This window comes from Inquilinus sp. (assembly GCF_057815775.1).
Genome location: NZ_JBYRFX010000665.1, coordinates 1 through 16,313 on the forward strand (window position 1 = coordinate 1; position 16,313 = coordinate 16,313).

General features: G+C 70.9%; 17 protein-coding genes. 7 read left to right on the forward strand and 10 right to left on the reverse strand.

What is annotated here, in order from left to right; all coding sequences use genetic code 11:
• The first annotated feature begins 428 nt into the window (after positions 1–428).
• On the forward strand, positions 429–1,286 hold the full coding sequence (gene gluQRS / locus AC3XYG_RS23085) for a tRNA glutamyl-Q(34) synthetase GluQRS (RefSeq protein WP_489142210.1): 858 nt from the start codon (positions 429–431) through the stop codon (positions 1,284–1,286).
• On the opposite strand, the gene clpS is transcribed toward gluQRS, so the two are convergent.
• The 3 genes from clpS to AC3XYG_RS23100 all read right to left on the reverse strand — a co-directional run bounded on the left by clpS (position 1,264) and on the right by AC3XYG_RS23100 (position 2,821).
• Positions 1,264–1,569: an ATP-dependent Clp protease adapter ClpS gene (gene clpS / locus AC3XYG_RS23090; protein WP_489142211.1), complete on the reverse strand. Its 306-nt coding sequence runs from the start codon at positions 1,567–1,569 to the stop codon at positions 1,264–1,266. The genes gluQRS and clpS overlap by 23 nt on opposite strands.
• Before the next feature lie 117 nt (positions 1,570–1,686).
• Positions 1,687–1,887, reverse strand: a complete 201-nt coding sequence (locus AC3XYG_RS23095; RefSeq protein ID WP_489142212.1) for an SHOCT domain-containing protein — start codon at positions 1,885–1,887, stop codon at positions 1,687–1,689.
• A gap of 58 nt (positions 1,888–1,945) precedes the next feature.
• Entirely contained in the window at positions 1,946–2,821 is an 876-nt protein-coding gene (locus AC3XYG_RS23100) for an NUDIX hydrolase (RefSeq protein ID WP_489142213.1), read from the reverse strand.
• Positions 2,822–2,978: 157 nt separating this feature from the next.
• Here AC3XYG_RS23100 and AC3XYG_RS23105 point away from each other — a divergent pair, with 157 nt between their 5' ends.
• From AC3XYG_RS23105 to AC3XYG_RS23120, 4 genes are all read left to right on the forward strand, one after another.
• On the forward strand, positions 2,979–4,142 hold the full coding sequence (locus AC3XYG_RS23105) for a hypothetical protein (protein ID WP_489142214.1): 1,164 nt from the start codon (positions 2,979–2,981) through the stop codon (positions 4,140–4,142).
• Positions 4,143–4,213: 71 nt separating this feature from the next.
• Positions 4,214–4,405 carry a twin transmembrane helix small protein gene (locus tag AC3XYG_RS23110; protein ID WP_489142215.1) on the forward strand — a complete coding sequence of 64 codons (192 nt, stop codon included), beginning with the start codon at positions 4,214–4,216 and terminating at the stop codon, positions 4,403–4,405.
• A 19-nt stretch (positions 4,406–4,424) separates the two neighbouring features.
• Positions 4,425–4,988, forward strand: coding sequence for a cob(I)yrinic acid a,c-diamide adenosyltransferase (locus tag AC3XYG_RS23115; protein ID WP_489142216.1), 564 nt, complete (start codon positions 4,425–4,427; stop codon positions 4,986–4,988).
• Positions 4,989–5,138: 150 nt separating this feature from the next.
• Positions 5,139–6,011, forward strand: coding sequence for a 3-hydroxybutyryl-CoA dehydrogenase (locus AC3XYG_RS23120; RefSeq protein ID WP_489142217.1), 873 nt, complete (start codon positions 5,139–5,141; stop codon positions 6,009–6,011).
• 6 nt (positions 6,012–6,017) lie between these two features.
• Here AC3XYG_RS23120 and AC3XYG_RS23125 read toward each other — a convergent pair whose 3' ends face one another.
• Positions 6,018–6,515 (reverse strand): Lrp/AsnC family transcriptional regulator, encoded by a 498-nt coding sequence (locus AC3XYG_RS23125; RefSeq protein WP_489142218.1) that lies wholly within the window; start codon positions 6,513–6,515, stop codon positions 6,018–6,020.
• A 116-nt stretch (positions 6,516–6,631) separates the two neighbouring features.
• Here AC3XYG_RS23125 and glyA point away from each other — a divergent pair, with 116 nt between their 5' ends.
• A complete protein-coding gene (gene glyA, locus AC3XYG_RS23130; RefSeq protein WP_489142219.1) occupies positions 6,632–7,987 on the forward strand; it encodes a serine hydroxymethyltransferase in 1,356 nt (451 codons plus the stop codon).
• 181 nt (positions 7,988–8,168) lie between these two features.
• On the opposite strand, the gene AC3XYG_RS23135 is transcribed toward glyA, so the two are convergent.
• Genes AC3XYG_RS23135 through fsa form a run of 4 tightly spaced genes read right to left on the reverse strand, consistent with a single transcriptional unit; the run spans position 8,169 to position 11,814 of the window.
• On the reverse strand, positions 8,169–9,380 hold the full coding sequence (locus AC3XYG_RS23135; RefSeq protein ID WP_489142220.1) for a trans-sulfuration enzyme family protein: 1,212 nt from the start codon (positions 9,378–9,380) through the stop codon (positions 8,169–8,171).
• 23 nt (positions 9,381–9,403) lie between these two features.
• On the reverse strand, positions 9,404–10,387 hold the full coding sequence (locus tag AC3XYG_RS23140; RefSeq protein WP_489142221.1) for a tyrosine recombinase XerC: 984 nt from the start codon (positions 10,385–10,387) through the stop codon (positions 9,404–9,406).
• A 10-nt stretch (positions 10,388–10,397) separates the two neighbouring features.
• Positions 10,398–11,102, reverse strand: coding sequence for a DUF484 family protein (locus AC3XYG_RS23145; RefSeq protein WP_489142222.1), 705 nt, complete (start codon positions 11,100–11,102; stop codon positions 10,398–10,400).
• Between the two features lie 19 nt (positions 11,103–11,121).
• Entirely contained in the window at positions 11,122–11,814 is a 693-nt protein-coding gene (gene fsa / locus AC3XYG_RS23150; RefSeq protein ID WP_489142223.1) for a fructose-6-phosphate aldolase, read from the reverse strand.
• A 79-nt stretch (positions 11,815–11,893) separates the two neighbouring features.
• On the opposite strand from fsa, the gene AC3XYG_RS23155 reads away from it, so the two are divergent.
• Positions 11,894–14,113: a primosomal protein N' gene (locus AC3XYG_RS23155; RefSeq protein ID WP_489142224.1), complete on the forward strand. Its 2,220-nt coding sequence runs from the start codon at positions 11,894–11,896 to the stop codon at positions 14,111–14,113.
• Here AC3XYG_RS23155 and AC3XYG_RS23160 read toward each other — a convergent pair.
• On the reverse strand, positions 14,110–15,642 hold the full coding sequence (locus AC3XYG_RS23160) for an MDR family MFS transporter (protein WP_489142225.1): 1,533 nt from the start codon (positions 15,640–15,642) through the stop codon (positions 14,110–14,112). The two genes, AC3XYG_RS23155 and AC3XYG_RS23160, sit on opposite strands and share 4 nt — an antisense overlap.
• The gene (locus AC3XYG_RS23165) at positions 15,639–16,082 is read right to left on the reverse strand and encodes a MarR family winged helix-turn-helix transcriptional regulator (protein ID WP_489142226.1); all 444 of its coding nucleotides are present in this window, start codon (positions 16,080–16,082) and stop codon (positions 15,639–15,641) included. Before AC3XYG_RS23165 ends, AC3XYG_RS23160 begins: the two co-directional genes overlap by 4 nt.
• Between the last annotated feature and the right edge of the window lie 231 nt (positions 16,083–16,313).

The following is a 16,313-nucleotide window of genomic DNA, read 5'->3' on the forward strand; positions in this document are numbered from 1 at the left end:
GGGGCGGTTCGTGCTCATGCCCCATCTCTCCCGGTCGGCCCCCGTCCTGTCAACCGGGCTCGCCGCCGCGGTGCCGGCCTTCTGGACCCATCGAAAGGGGGTATCTGGACTCATGGAAGGGCCATCTGGCACCAACGATCAATCCCATCTGGACCTACCGGGCCATGCGCCGCCGCATAGACTGGGGCCGTTCCAACGATCTGACGCCCAGCGCCGAACCGGCGTCGCGGCGTCCGGCCGACGGGCGGCAGCATGATCCGCCGGGCCATGATGACAGGGGGGCGACCATGGCCGCTGATCCCCGCCTTGTCGGTCGCGATCCTGCCGCGGCCGCTGGCGATGCCGGCACCGGCGCTCCACCTGGCCATCGCCGCCTGAACCGACGGCCTTGACGAGGGCGGGCGGCGTCCTCTTTGCTGCCTGCCGCCATGACCACCATCACCCGCTTCGCCCCCAGCCCGACCGGGCTCCTGCATCTCGGCCACGCGCATTCGGCGCTGGCCGGCTGGTGCCGGGCGCGGGCGGAGGGGGGGCGGTTCCTGCTGCGGATCGAGGATATCGACCAGGGGCGCTGCCGGCCGGAGTTCGAGGCGGCGATCCTGGAGGACCTGGCGTGGCTCGGCCTCGACTGGGACGGGCCGGTGCGGCGCCAGTCGGAGCATTGGGGCGACTACCGGGCGGCCCTCGCGGTGCTGGAGGGGCAGGGGCTGGTATATCCCTGCTTCTGCACCCGGCGTGAAATCCAGGCCGAGATCGCCGGGATGCAGAGCGCGCCGCATGGACCGGACGGGATTCTTTACCCTGGCACCTGCCGCCGGCTGTCGCCGCAGGCCCGGGCCGATCGCCTGGCCGGAGGCCGGCCCTATGCCCTGCGGCTCGACGTCGCCGAGGCGGCGCTGCGCTGCGGCCAGCTGTCCTGGACCGACGAATTGGCGGGGGTGCAGGCGGCGCGGCCGGAGCTGCATGGCGATGTGGTGCTGGCACGCAAGGACACGCCGACCAGCTATCACCTGGCGGTGACGGTGGATGACGAGATCCAGGGCGTCACGACAGTCACCCGCGGCCGCGACCTGTTCGAGGCGACGCATGTTCATCGCCTGCTGCAGGCGCTGCTGGGCTACCGGGTGCCGGTCTGGCGCCACCATCCGCTGTTGACCGACGCCGATGGCAAGCGCCTGGCCAAGCGCCACGATGCCGCTGCGATCCGCGCCTATCGGGCAGAGGGAAGATCCGCGGCCGAAGTGCAGGCGCTGGCCGGCTTCCCTACTGCTCCGGCTCGGTCGTGAACAGCAGGGGAAAGCCGTTGTTGCGCCCGGCCTCGGTGGCCCTGGTCGCCCGGGTCTCGGCCACGTCCTTGGTGTAGACGGCGACGACGCAGGACCCGCGGGTGTGGGCGGTGACCATCACCTGATGGGCCTGGCCCTCGCTGACGCGGAACTCCGCCTTCAGCACCGAGACGACGAAGTCGCGGGGCGTGAAATCATCGTTGATCAGGATGACCTTGTGCAGCCGGGGCCGTTCCGTTTTCGGTACGACTTCGGGGCGGGGGCTGGTCTTGATTTCTTTCATCGGATGGTACCTCCCGATGCCAGCGCGACGGCAGCGGCAACGGCCCGGCACTTTCCCACGTCCGGCGCCATTCGTCCATTCGCTGTCGGCCGGCGCCGTCCCCGGCCGGGTCCCGCCCTACTTGTTCAGGATCTTGTCGCGCTGCTCTTCATATTCGTCCTGGGTGATCGCGCCCTTGCGATAGGCGCTGTCCAGGTCGATCAACTCCTGCCCCGTGGTCGCGCCGGCCTCGCCGGGCGGCGGCGTGTGGCTGCTGCCGCCGCAAGCGACGACGGGAAGGGCCAGGCCGAGGGCGAGTAAGAGCGGCAGAAGTCGCATGGAAGCTCCGGGGATCAAAGGCTACCGGTTGAACGCCATGGGTGGATGATTGTTCCTATCACGGGGCGACATTGCTGCGTAGATCCGTCGGCTCCCGCAGGCCACGGCACAGGGCCAGGTAATCCGGCTCGTCCGGGCCGATCAGGCCGCGGCGGATCGCCAGGTCGATGATGACGAGCGCGACGTTGAACTTGAAATCGGTGGTGTCGCGGATCCGCTCCAGCGCCGCGGCCAGGGGCCAGCGTTCGAAGGCCTCGACCTCGCCGTCGGTGTTGCGCGGTTCCAGGCCGGTGGCCAGGGCCAGGTCGTAGACGAACAGCGTGTCCCGGCGCAGGCCTTCCGCCGTCTGCATGATGTAGGTGATGGCGCCGGCCGGCACCGCCTGCCGCGCCAGCGCCTCGGGCAGCCCGGCCTCCTCGGCGCATTCCTTGACCACGTTGTCGGCCAGGGACAGGTCGGCCGGCTGGCCGCCGGCGACGATGTTGTCGAGCTTGCCGGGGTCCAGCGCCCGGTCGGCGGAGCGCCGGCCGATCCACAGCAGCGGCCCGTCCGGCGACTCGACCACGCCGTTGAGATGGACGCCGAAGGATTTGATACCCAGCGCCACGGCGACACCTCGGTCGACGGTCGCCAGTCGCGGCGTGCCCCATTCGGCCAGCACCGGATAGCGCTCGTCCCGGCGCTTGCGCACCAGGCCGGCCTCGATCAGCCGGTCGGTGACGGCCTCCAGCGCCGCGGTCCGCGCCTCCGGCCCGGCCAGGCAATCGTCCAGGCGCCAGCCGCGCCCGTCGGGTCGCAGCAAATCCGGCAGCCGGTCGAACAGCGCGGCGACGGGCGGGGTGGCCCAGCCGGCGACGGTGGCGCCGATCCGCCACGGGCGCAGCGTCGCGGGATCATGGGCGGTGCAGGTGCGGATGCGGTCGATCAGGCTCATATATCCGGTCTAGATCATGTCGGGCGCCGGGGAAACCGCGATCCGCGCCAAGCTGGGCAGCACGGCGGCGCAGCGGGCCGGGGCGGCGCCGAAAGGCTTGCCTTGAGCCGGGCCCCGGTCTCGCCGTAATGTCCGCCCGTTCGGGGTGGAGGAACCTGTGGTGCGGCAGGCTTGGATCGGTCGGATCGTGACGGTGGGCGGGGCGGCGTTGCTGCTGCTGGCGCTGGCCGGCCCGGCCGTGGCGGCGGTCGATCTCGGCAACCTGTCGTCCGACGACATGCGGGCGTTGCAGCGCATCCTCGAGACCGAACGGACCAATGCGCCCCAGCGCCTGCCGTCCGGCATGTCGGTCACCGTGGTGCAGACCCAGACCTCGCCGCGCGTCTGCCGCATCTTCCGCATCGGCCGCCAGGGCCAGGAAGGCCAGGCGGTGGGCTGCCGCATCGGCGCCCAGCGCTGGGCGCTGAATGCCTCGATCGAGGCGGCCCAGGCCGCGCCGGCCGACGTGACGCCGGACCAGCCGGTGCGGCCGAAGGTGGTGGCCTCGTCGAGGCCGGTCTCGTCGCCCTCCGAGGATGAAGGTGTCGAGGAAGCAGGTGCCAGCGATACGCCGGCCGCCCCGTCCGGCCGTGCGCCGGGCGATTCTCGTCCCGCCGATTCCCGCGCCGCGGCCGCCCAGCCCGCCGATGTGCCGGCCGCGCCCGCCGCGACCCAGGTGGCGGCGCTGCCGCGGGCGCCGTTCAAGCCGCCCCGCCCGGGGCTGCGCCCGCGCAACCCGGATGCCCCCGACGACACGCCCGTCGCCGGTCCGACCCAGGCGCCGGTGCCCCGCGCCCGGCCCGGCACCGGCCAGGCGGCTGTCGCTGCGGCTCCGAGCGGCCAGCCGGCTGCACCCGCGGTGGTGCAGGGCCACCCGAGCGTCCGGGTGCTGACCACGCCGCCGGCGGCGCCCCGCCCGGCTCCGCGTCCCGGAACGGCCCAGCCGGCCCCGGTCGCTACGGCAGTTGCCGCTGCGCCACCGCCGGCCCCATCGATTCCGGCCCCGATCGCGCCGGCTCCGGTGCAGGCGGCCAGCACTGCTCCGGCCCCGCGTGCTCCCGAATCGCTGATCAACGTTCCGGCGACGCCGGGCACCACGGCGCCGGCGGTCGAGGCGTTGCTGCCCCGGGCCACGACGCCTGCGCCCTTCGTCGTGCCGCCGCCGCGCGACCGGCCGGCCCTGGCCTCGGCCCAGCCGGTTCCGGCGGTGGCTGCGCCCGGCGCCCGGCCGAAGCCGCCGCAGGCGGCGGGCGTGCCGCTGCCGCGCCGCCGCCCTGGTTGAGAGGGCCCGGACCATGACAGATTTCCGCAATCGGTCTGTTCGGCCCGCGGGACGCGTCCTATAATCCTGGCATGAACATCGTCTTCATCATCCTGGCCGTGATCTGCATGATCGGGGTCGTCGCGTCGCTCGCCACCGGCGTTTTCGGCATGGCGCAAAACGGCCCGTTCAACAAGAAATGGGGCAACAAGCTGATGCAGGCCCGCATCGGCTTCCAGGCCCTGGCCATCCTGTTCTTCATGCTGGCCCTGTGGACGTCCTGACGACCTGGGAGCCGCAAGCATGGTGACGCTGACCCGGATCTACACCCGCGGCGGCGATGCCGGGCAGACCTCGCTCGTCGGCGGCCGCCGGGTGCCGAAGCATGATCTGCGGGTCGAGGCCTATGGCACGGTGGATGAAGCCAATGCCGTGATCGGCCTGGTCCGGCTGCATAGCGCGGGCGAGGCTGACGCCATGCTCGGCCGCATCCAGAACGACCTGTTCGACCTCGGCGCCGATCTGGCGACCCCGGAAGAGCAGGCGCCGAAATACCCGCCGCTGCGGGTGACCGCGGCGCAGGTGGCGCGGCTGGAGCACGAGATCGACGCCATGAACGCGATGCTGGCGCCGCTGAACAGCTTCGTGCTGCCGGGCGGCAGCGCCGCCGCCGCGCATCTGCACCACGCCCGCACCGTGGTGCGGCGGGCGGAGCGGCTGGTCACGGCGCTGATGGAGGCGGAGCCGGTGAACCCGGAGGCGCTGAAATACGCCAACCGGCTGTCGGACCATCTGTTCGTGCTGGCGCGCCATCTGAACGTTGACGGCAAGGCGGACGTGCTGTGGGTGCCGGGCGCGCACCGATAACAGAATATGCCCAGCGCTTGGGCAAGATGCTTGCGTGGGCGGCAGTCGCGTTGACAAGCTATGTCGGACATCACTATCGTTCGACCTCTTTGCTGCACCGCACCAATGCGGGCAGCCTATGGCTCAGGGACGTTCGGAGCGGAACCAGGCATGATCCAGACGATCGGTGTGATCGGCGCAGGGCAGATGGGCAGCGGTATTGCCCATGTCGGCGCGCAGAACGGCTTCACCATCCGGCTCCTGGATGTCGATCCGAAGGCGTTGGCGCGGGCGGTCGAACACATCGACGGCAATTTCGAGCGGCTGGTTGCCCGCGGCAAGCTGACGGTCGAGGAGAAGGCCGCCGCGCTGTCCCGCATCCATGGCATCACCGAGTACCAGGGCTTCAAGGATTGCGACCTGGTGATCGAGGCCGCGACCGAGAACGAGCCGGTCAAGCGTGAGATCTTCAAGCAGCTGGTGCCGCATCTGAACGACCGCGCGATCGTGGCGACCAACACCAGTTCGATCTCGATCACCCGGCTCGCGGCAACGACCGATCGTCCGGAACGCTTCATCGGCATGCACTTCATGAATCCGGTGCCGGTGATGAAGCTGGTGGAGGTGATCCGCGGCATCGCCACCGACGACGCGACCTATGAGGCGATCCACGAGCTGTCGGTGAAGCTGGGCAAGACCCCGGCGGTGTCGGAAGATTTCCCCGCGTTCATCGTCAACCGCATCCTGCTGCCGATGATCAACGAGGCGGTCTACACCCTCTATGAGGGCGTGGGCTCGGTCGAGGCGATCGACACCTCGATGAAGCTCGGCGCCAACCACCCGATGGGGCCGCTGGAGCTGGCGGATTTCATAGGCCTCGACACCTGCCTGTCGATCATGAACGTGCTGTATGACGGCCTGGCCGACAGCAAGTACCGGCCCTGTCCGCTGCTGGTGAAGTATGTCGAGGCCGGCTGGCTCGGCCGCAAGACCAAGCGTGGCTTCTACGACTACTCCAAGGACGTCCCGGTCCCCACCCGGTAAGGGCCGTCACGCCCCGATCGGCACCTTGGTCTCGTACTTCACGCGGGACAGGTTGAAGCTGGTGCGGAAGCGCTTGATGTTGTGTTCGTTCGCCAGCACGCGACGGCAGAACAGGTTGTAGGCCTCCATGTCGCGGCAGGTGACGACCAGCAGGTAGTCGATCTCGCCGGATACGAAATAGCATTGCTGCACCTCCGGCTCGGCGGCGATCTTGCGCTCGAAGGCGGCCAGCACGTCCTCGCGCTGGCGGTCCAGCTCGACCCCGACGAAGGCGACGATGGTCTGGCCGACCTTCTCCGGGTCTACCAGCGCGACATCCTTCACCACCACCCCATCCTGGCGCAGCCGCCGCACCCGCTTCAGGCAGGCCGGCGGCGACAGGCCGACGCGTTCGGCCAGGGCCAGGTTGGTGATCTGGTTGTCTTCCTGCAGCAGATCGAGGATGCGCCGGTCGATGGCGTCGAGCTCTATTAGGGCCGGGCGGCTGCGGTCGGGACTTTTCACAGATTTCTCCAAACGCCGTCTGCGGCGATCCAAAACGGAAAATCCGAGCCTGTAAATCGAAATCCATTCCCATTCATTCTGCCCTAGCCTGGATCGACCGAACCAGGGAGGCCGGAATGGCGCAGACGGATCTGACGAACCGCATCGAGGTGCACGACCGCGACACGCTGGCCACGGCGCGTGCCGTGCTGGATTCCTGCGCCGATGCGGAGGCGATGGGTGAGGCGGTCAAGGCCGCGGTCGACCGCAACGCGCAATGGCGCGGCGAAAGCTGCATCAACCTGCTGGCGCCCGAGGCGCCGACCAGCCCGGGCGTGCGGGCGCTGCTGGCGGCCGAGATCGGCACCCGAGCGGCGGAGGGCCATATCGGCCGGGTCAACCGCTGGTTCGCCGGCACCCGCCATATCGACGAGGTCGAGGCGCTATGCGTCGAGCTGCTGAAGCGGCATTTCCGCTGCCACTATGCCGACCACCGCATGTGCGCCTCGATGATCGGCAACGCCGTGGCCTACACCGCCCTGACCGCGCCGGGCGATGTGGTGATGACAGCGCCGCAGCCCACCGGCGGCCATTCCTCGAACCGGCTCGATGGCCCTGCCGGGGCCATGGGCCGCACCATCGTCGACATTCCGATGGACCCGGACGAGCTGGTGGTCGACCTCGACCTGTTCCGGGGGGCGGCGCCGCTGGCCCGGCCGAAACTGGTGGCGCTGGGCCTGTCGATGACGCTGTTTCCGCAGCCGGTGGCGGCGATGCGCGAGGTGATCGCCGATTGGGGCGGCCGCTTCTTCTTCGATGCCGCGCACCAGCTCGGCCTGATCGGCGGCGGCCAATTCCAGGACCCGCTGGGGGAAGGGGCGGACATCGTCACCGGCTCGGCGGGCAAGACCTTCGCCGGCCCGCAATCCGGCATCATCCTGTGGAATGACCCCGATATCACCGAGGCGGTGACCACGGCCGTCTTCCCGATCTGGGCGGCGACGCACCAGGTCAACCGGGTGGCGGCGCTGGCGCTGGCGACGGCGGAGGCGATCGCGTTCGGCGCGGCGCTGCAGGCGCAGATCGTCGCCAACGCCAAGGCGCTGGCCCAGGCGCTGCAGGATCGCGGCATCCCGATGCTCGGCGCGCATAAGGGCTTCACCACCACGCACCAGGCCATCGCCGATGCCCGCGGCTTCGGCCGGGGCCTGGCGGCGGCGCAGCTTCTGGAACGCGCCAACCTGATCGTGAACAAGAACCTGCTGCCGGCCGACCGCAAGGAGGATTGGGATTACCCCGGCGGCCTGCGCATCGGCACCATCGAAGTCACCCGCTTCGGCATGCGCGAGCGCGAGATGGACGCGATCGCCGAGTTGATCGCCCGCGTGCTGGTGCGCGGCGAGGCGCCGGAGGCGGTGCTGCCCGACGTGGTGGCGCTGCGCCGCAGCTTCCCGACGCTGCACTACTGCTTCGAGAACGGGTTACCGGGCTGAGGAACACCAGGACGGGAACGCGTTGCCTCTCCCGCTTGCGGGAGAGGTCGGAGACGCGAAGCGGCTCCGGGTGAGGGTTCTTCGTCGAGGCCAGGGCCAACCCTCACCCGGTCGTCCTGCGGACGCCCGGCCTCTCCCGCCAGGCGGGAGAGGCAACGCGAGAATCGGCCGAGAGGCCCGCCTACAGGTTGCCCAGCGCCTGCTCGATGTCGGCCAGGATGTCGGGTGTGTTCTCCAGCCCGACCGACAGGCGCACCAGCCCCTCGCCGATGCCCTGTGCTGCCCGCTCCTCCGGCGTGTAGTTCGCATGGGTCATGCTGGCGGGGTGCTGGACCAGCGATTCCGCGTCGCCCAGGCTGACCGCCAGCGTGACCACCTTCAGCCGGTCCATGAATTTGCGGCCGGCTTCCAGGCCGCGCTTCAGTTCGAACGCGACCAGCCCGCCGGGCAGCTTCATCTGCCGGCCGGCCAGCGCGAATTGTTCGTGCGATTCCAGCCCGGGATAGAACACGCGCGCCACCGCCGAATGGCTTTCCAGCAGCTGCGCCACGGCGGTGGCGGAGCGGGAGTGCTGCGCCATCCGGATTTCCAGCGTCTTCAGCCCACGCAGCACCAGATGGGCGTTCATCGGCGACAGCGTCGCGCCGGTGAGGTAGCGCAGCCCTTCGTTGCGCACCCGGGTGATGATGTCGGCCGGCCCGGCCAGCACCCCGCCGAGCACGTCGCCATGCCCGCTCAGGAACTTGGTCGCCGAATGCAGCACCAGATCGGCGCCGTGGTCGAGCGGCCGCTGCAGGATCGGGGTGCAGAAGGTGTTGTCGACGACGACCAGCGCATCGGGCGCTGCCCGCCTGGACAGGTCGGACACGGCGCGGATGTCGATCACGCGCAGGTTCGGGTTGGCCGGCGTCTCGAAATAGACCACCCGGGTCCGGGCGGTCAGCGCCGCCTGCAGTGTCTCAAGGCGGGTCATGTCGACCTTGGTGACCTTGACCCCGAACCGGGTCAGGCCCTGCATGAAGAAGGCATAGGTGTTGCCGTACAGGGTCTGGTCGATCACCACCTCGTCGCCGGCCTGCAGCAGCGTCCACATCGGCGTGGTGATGCAGGCGATGCCCGACGCCATCGCCACCGCCGCGGCGGCGCCTTCGAGGCGCGCGATGCGGTCTTCCAGGATGGTCTGGGTCGGGTTGTGGCGGCGGCCGTAGATGTAGCCTTCGCCCTCGCCGCGGAACAGCGCCGCGCCCGATTCGGTGTCGGGGAAGGCGTAGGTCGAGGTCATGTAGATCGGCGGCGTCAGCGCGCCCTGCGCCGTGGCGGGATCATAGCCGTGGTGGATCGCGGTGGTGGACGGACCCCAGGAGTCCTCGTCGTGATCGGGGGCGTCGGTCATCGGATCCTCCTGCTGGCGCCGGCTCAGCTGCCCGCGCGCCGGGCCCTGGGGTGGGCGTCGGCATAGACGGTCATCAGCCGCTCGGTGTCGACGCCGGTGTAGCGCTGGGTGGTGGACAGCGCGGCGTGGCCCAGCAGCTCCTGGATCGTGCGCAGATCGCCGCCGCCGGCCAGCAGATGGGTGGCGAAGCTGTGGCGCAGCGCATGCGGCGTCGCCGAATCGGGCAGGCCCAGCACGACGCGCAGCTGGCGCATCTGGCGTTCGGCCACGGCCGGGTTCAGCGGGCCTCCGCGGGCGCCCAGGAACAGCGGGCCCCCGGCCGTCAGCGGGAAGGGGCAGGCGGCGACATAGGCGTCGATGGCCTCGCGCACCGCCGGCAGCACCGGCACCATGCGCTGCTTGCGGCCCTTGCCGGTGACCACCAGCGTGTCGCCCTGCGGCGCCTCGCGCCGGGTCAGCCCCAGCGCCTCGCCCAGGCGCAGGCCGCAGCCATACAGCAGCGCCAGCAGGGCCCGGTCGCGCAGGCCGATCCACTCTTCGTCGCCCAGCGTCGCCGCCGTATCGACGGCGGACAGCGCATCGACGACGGTCAGCGGCCGCGGCAGGCGCTGCGGCAGCTTCGGGTTGCGCAGGGACCCGATCGCGGCGTTGTGCAGCACGCCGATGCGGTCGAGATGGGTCAGGAAGTTGCGGACGCCGGACAGGCCGCGCGCCCGTGTGGCCGCCCCGGCACCGCCGGCGGCGCGGCGCGACTGGAAGGCGCGCAGGTCGGACAGGGCGGCGGCCGACAGGTCGTTCAGGCCGGGTGGCCGGCCGAGATGGTCGGACAGGAAGGCGACGAAGCGCCCGACATCGCCGAGATAGGCCCGCAGCGTGTGCGGCGAGACCCGCTTCTCATCCTCCAGCCACACCCGCCAGCGGCCGGCCGCGTCGCGCAGATCGGCGGCGGCCGGCCAGCCCGCCATGGACTCTGCCGAAGGCAGGGCCAGATCGGGCTGGGCGTTCATGACAGGGGCCCTAGCCGTCCTGGCCGACCGTGGTCAGCCAGGACCGGATGCAGCGCTCCAGCACCCGGCCGAGGAAGCCGACCAGTTCGGTGCGCATGCCGGGATGGAACATCTCAGGGTCGCGGCTGCCCAGCGCCAGCAGGCAGGGCGGCGTGTCCGACGACACATTCAGGCGGATCAGCGCCTGGCTGCGCACCAGCCCGGCACCGGCGCCGAACAGCGTCTCGTCACCGGCGATATCCGATTCGAGCGCCAGCTCCTGCCCGCCCAGGCGCAGGGCGATCTCACCCGGCCCGACGATGAGGACCTCGGCGCTCTGCGACGGCGATTCCTCGCCCTCGGTCGCCTCGATCAGCAGGGTGACGACATCGAGGTCCAGCAGCACGGCCAGGTCGGTCGACACCGTGTGGATCAACTGCTCGAAGCTTTCGGCGTCGAGCAGGAACAGGATCGCGGCGTGGACCCGGTTCTGGGTGTTGTGGTTCGCCCGGCTGGCGGTGATGAAGGCCCGCTGCTGGTCCTTCAGCCGGTCGACCTGGCCACGCAGGCGTTCGGCCTGATAGCCCTGCAGGTCGATCACGCCCTCGCCGCGATCCCGCGGCGGCAGGGCGAGACGACCCACCAGTTCCGGGTGCTGGACCAGGAAGTCCGGATGTGCCAGCAGCCAGGCCGACACATCCCCCGCGCTGAGCGCGGGGGAGTCCGGACGTTTCACTTCCTGTGCCAATCGACCCTCACGCCGACTTTTTGACGGCCGCGAGCTCCTGCTCGGTGAGGATGCTCTGGCCGGTCTTCGCCCAGTCAGCGACGAAGGTGGACAGGCCCTTGTCGGTCAACGGGTGGCTGTACAGCGCGCGCAGCGCCGCGGGCGGCAGGGTGCCGACATGGGCGCCCAGCTTGGCAGCCTGGATCACGTGCTGCGGGCCGCGGATCGAAGCGACCAGCACCTCGGTCTTCAGCGCCGGATAGTTGTGGAAGATCTGGACGATGTCATGGATCAGCTCCATGCCGTCCTGGCCGGTGTCGTCCAGCCGGCCGACGAAGGGCGACACGAAGGTCGCGCCGGCCTTGGCCGCCAGGATCGCCTGGCCGGCCGAGAAGCACAGCGTGACGTTGACCATGGTGCCGGCATCGGACAAGGTGCGGCACACCTTCAGGCCGGCGGGCGTCAGCGGGACCTTGACCGCGATGTTCTTCGCGATCTTGGACAGCTTGAGGCCCTCGGCCATCATGGTGTCGAAGTCGGTCGCGGCAACCTCGGCCGAGACCGGACCCGAGACCACTTCGCAGATCTGGGGTATCAGGTCCAGGAACTTGGCCCCGGACTTGGCGATGAGCGAGGGGTTGGTGGTGACACCATCGACCAGGCCGGTGGCGGCCAGGTCACGGATTTCGGAGATGTCGGCGGTATCGATGAAGAACTTCATGGGCCTCGTTCCAATGGCCTGCGATCGCTTCGGGCCGATGCGCGGCGCCGACCTCGGCCCGCGCGAGCGAGTTTAGCCCATGGCGGAGTCCGAGGCCACAACAGCGACAGCGATAGCGGAAGACAGTGGCCCGATCGCCACGGTTCGCGTGCTGCTGCCGTTGCCGCTGGCCGATGCGTATGATTATGCGGTGCCCGACGGCATGGATCTGCCGATCGGCAGCTATGTCGAAGTGCCGCTCGGCCGTCTCAGCCGGATCGGCCTGGTCTGGGGCGAAGGCACCGGGCAGGTGGCACGGGCGCGGCTGAAACAGGTCACGCACCGCTTCGACCTGCCTCCGCTGCCGGAGGTGGCGCGCAGCTTCATCGACCGTGTCGCCCGCTACACCGTGTCGCCCCCCGGCGCGGTGCTGCGGATGAGCCTGTCCTCGACTGGGGCGCTGGAGGCGCCGAAACCGATCCTGGCCTACCGCCGCGCCGATGCGCCGCCAGACGGGGTGAAGCTCAGCCAGGCCCGCCGCCGGGTGCTGGCGGTGCTGGAGGACGGGCCGCCGCGGCTGCCGGCGGAGCTGGCGCGGGAGGCCGGCTGCGGCGCCGGCGTGGTCAAGGGCATGGCCGAGGCGGGGTTGCTGGAGGTCGTGCTGCTGCCCGGCTTCGACCCGGTGCCGCAGCCGGATTTGGCCCGGCCGCGGGCCGATCTCGGCGAAACCCAGCGCGAGGTCGCCGACGCGCTGATCGACACGGTGGCGATCGACGGCTACTCGACCACGCTGATCGACGGCGTCACCGGTTCGGGCAAGACCGAGGTGTATTTCGAGGCGGTGGCGGCCGCCCTGGCGCGCGGCCGCCAGGTGCTGGTGCTGCTGCCGGAAATCGCCCTGTCGGGCAATTGGCTCGACCGCTTCGCCGCACGCCGAACCGTGCGGCCGCTGGAATGGCATTCCGAGCTGACCCCGGTGCAGCGCCGCCGCAACTGGCGGGCCGTGGCGCTGGGCGAGGCGCGGGTCGTGGTCGGTGCCCGCTCCGCCCTGTTCCTGCCCTATCCCGATCTCGGCCTGATCGTGGTCGACGAGGAGCACGAAAGCGCGTTCAAGCAGGAGGACGGCGTCGTCTACCAGGCGCGCGACATGGCGGTGCTGCGCGGCCATCTCGGCGGCTTCCCGGTGATCCTGGTCTCGGCCACGCCGTCGCTGGAGACGCTGGCCAATGTCGAGGCCGGGCGCTACGCCGCGCTGCACCTGCCCGAGCGGCACGGCACGGCGAAGCTGCCGACGGTGACGGCGATCGACATGCGGCGCGAATCGCCGGCGCGCGGCCGGTTCCTGTCGCCGACGTTGCGCGAGGCGGTGGAGGAGACGCTGGCCAAGGGGGAACAGGCGATGCTGTTCCTGAACCGCCGCGGCTATGCGCCGCTGACGCTGTGCCGGCACTGCGGCCATCGCATGGAATGCCCGAACTGCACCGCCTGGCTGGTCGAACACCGCCTGGCCGGCCGGCTGGAATGCCACCATTGCGGCCACCGGCAGGCGCTGCCCAAGGCCTGCCCGTCCTGCCAGTCGGAGGGCAGCTTCGCCGCCTGCGGCCCGGGGGTGGAGCGCATCGCCGAGGAGGTCGATGCCACCCTGCCGGGCGCGCGCTGGCAGATCGTCGCCTCCGACACCTTCTCCGGCCCGCAGGCGATCGCCGACCTGACCGCCGACCTCGACAGCGGCGCGGTCAACCTGCTGATCGGCACCCAGATCCTGGCCAAGGGGCACAACTTCCCGGGCCTGACCCTGGTCGGGGTGGTCGATGCCGATCTCGGCCTCGCCGGCGGCGATTTGCGGGCGGCGGAGAGGACCTGGCAGCTGCTGCACCAGGTCGGCGGCCGGGCCGGACGGGCCGAAAAGCCGGGGCGGGTGCTGCTGCAGAGCTTCATGCCGGACCACCCCGTGATGCAGACCCTGGTCAAGAACGACCGCGACGGCTTCCTGGCGTCGGAGGCCGAGGCGCGGCGGTCGCGCGGCCTGCCGCCCTACGGCAAGTTGGTGGCGCTGATCGTCTCGGGCCCCGATCGCGCTGCGGTCGACCGGGCGGCGCAGGATCTCGGCCGGGCCGCGCCGCAGGGCGACGGCATCATGGTGCTGGGCCCGGCCGAGGCGCCGATGGCCCTGCTGCGCGGCCGCCATCGCCGCCGCCTGCTTTTCAAGGCCGACCGGCGCATCGCGGTGCAGCCGCTGGTGGCGGAATGGGTGGCGCGGGTGCAGGTGCCGGGCACCGTGCGGGTGCAGATCGACATCGACCCGTACAGCTTCCTTTAGTCGCCGGCCGGTTGCGGCTCCGGCGCCGCATGGCTCGTGCGCAGCGGCAGCTCCGGCAGGAACAAGAGCGCCGCCAGCGCCACCGCCACGATCACGGTTCCGGCCAGGAAGGTGGTGGCGATGGCGTGGCGGTAGAGGTCGACCGCGGCGGCATGCGCCTCCGGCGGCAGGGCCGCGAGCTGGCGCAGCCCGGCCTGGGCCAGGCCGCCGGCATCGGCGCCCGGCCCGGCCGCCTGATGCAGCCGGGACGCCAGGACGGCGCCGGCCCCGGCGACGCCGACGGCGCCGCCCAGCGACCGGCAGAAGGCCAGCGTCGCCGTCGCCGCGCCCAGATCCTGGCGCGGCACCGCGTTCTGCACCGCGATGGTCATGTTCGGCATCACCAGCCCGAGGCCGATGCCGATCGCGATCAGCGCCGGCTCGATCACCGGAATGCCCTGCGCGGTCGCCGCCGCCCAGGCCAGCGTGCCGAAGGCCAGCGCCGCCAGCGCCAGCCCGGCGGTCTGGGCCGGCTTGTACCGGCCGGAGCGCAGCAGCACCCGGCCATTGGCGATCGAGGCGGCGACGAGGCCCAGCATCAGCGGCCCGGTCAGCAGGCCGGATTTCGCGGCGCTGATCCCCAGCACCAGCTGGAAGAACAGCGGGAAGAACACGCTGGCGCCCAGCATGCCCATGAAGGTCAGGGCCAGGACCAGGCAGGCGATGACGAAGACGCGGTTGCCCAGCAGATGCAGCGGCAGCACCGGGTCGGGGGTGCGGCGGGCGTGCCAGGTGAACAGGATTGTCAGCGCCAGCGTGGCGGCCGCGGTGCCCAGGATCTCCGGCGACGTCCAGGCGTATTGCGATCCGCCGAGGGTCAGGACCAGCAGGAAGGCGGTGGTCGTTCCGGTCAGCAGCGCCGCGCCGACATAGTCGATCCGCCGCTTCTGGGCCCGGTGCGGCCGGCGCAGCGCCCGGCCGATCACCACCAGGGCGAGGGCGCCGACCGGCAGGTTGACGTAGAAGATCCAGTGCCAGGACAAGAGGTCGGTGATGGCGCCGCCCAGCACCGGCCCGACGACACTGCAGACGGCGAACACCGCCGCCACCGATCCCTGCCGGCGGCCGCGCTGGGCCGGCGGCACCAGGTCGCCGATCGTGGCCTGGGCCAGCGGCAGCAGGCCGCCGGCGCCCAGGCCCTGGATGGCGCGAAAGGCGATCAGCTGGCCCATGCTTTGGGCCAGGCCGCACAGCGCCGAGCCCAGCAGGAAGACCAGCACGGCGATGGAGATCAGCGGCTTGCGGCCGTACTGGTCGCTCAGCTTGCCGTACAGCGGCATGACCCCGGTCGAGGCCAGCACATAGGCCGTGACCACCCAGGACAGGTGAGTGCCGCCGCCGAGGTTGCCGACGATGCTGGGCAGGGCGGTGGCGACGATGTTCTGGTCGAGTGCGCTGAGGCCGAGGACGATCATCAGCCCGATCAGCACGATGCGCACCTCACGGGCGGTCGGATCTGCTGCGGGCGAGGGCTGGGCGGCGGCGCTCATCGATCCAGCGCCGCCAGCGCCGGGATTGCCGCCCGGATCGCCTGCCGCTCCTCCTGCGACAGCGTCGCCAGCTGCCGGGCCAACCAGTCGGTGCGCTGCTGCCGCAGTGCCTCGGCCCGGCGGCGGCCTTCCTCGGTCGCCACCAGCCCGGTGCGGCGCCGGTCCGCCGGGTCCGGCGGGGCGCGGCCGACCAGCCCGGCCTTTTCCAGCTGCTTGACGTGGCTGCTGATGGTCGGGCCGCGCAGCCCCTCCATCTCCGCCAGCGCGCCGACGCCGATGCCGGGCTGCTTGATGATCAGCACCAGCAGCAGGTTCTGCAGCGGCGAAATGTCGGCGTCTTGCGTCTCCTGCCGCATCCGGCGGTACAGCCGCAGCAGCGGCTGGCGCAACTCGTCGGCCAGGGCGTTGGGGTCGTCGGCCGGTGCAGGGGCAGCGGGCATCGCGATCGGTCCATCGGATATAGATTGGTTATCTATCTATATTCTTGGAATTGACCACTGGCAATCAGCCTTGGGCGCTCCGGTACCGGGCCGGCGTCGTGCCCAGGGTGCGGCGGAACATGGCGATGAAGGCGCTGGGGCTGTCTTAGCCCAGCTCCAGCGCCACGGTGGTGACGCTGGTGCCGCGGCCGAGCAGGTCGAGCGCCGCCAGCAGCCGGGCCCGGCGCTGCC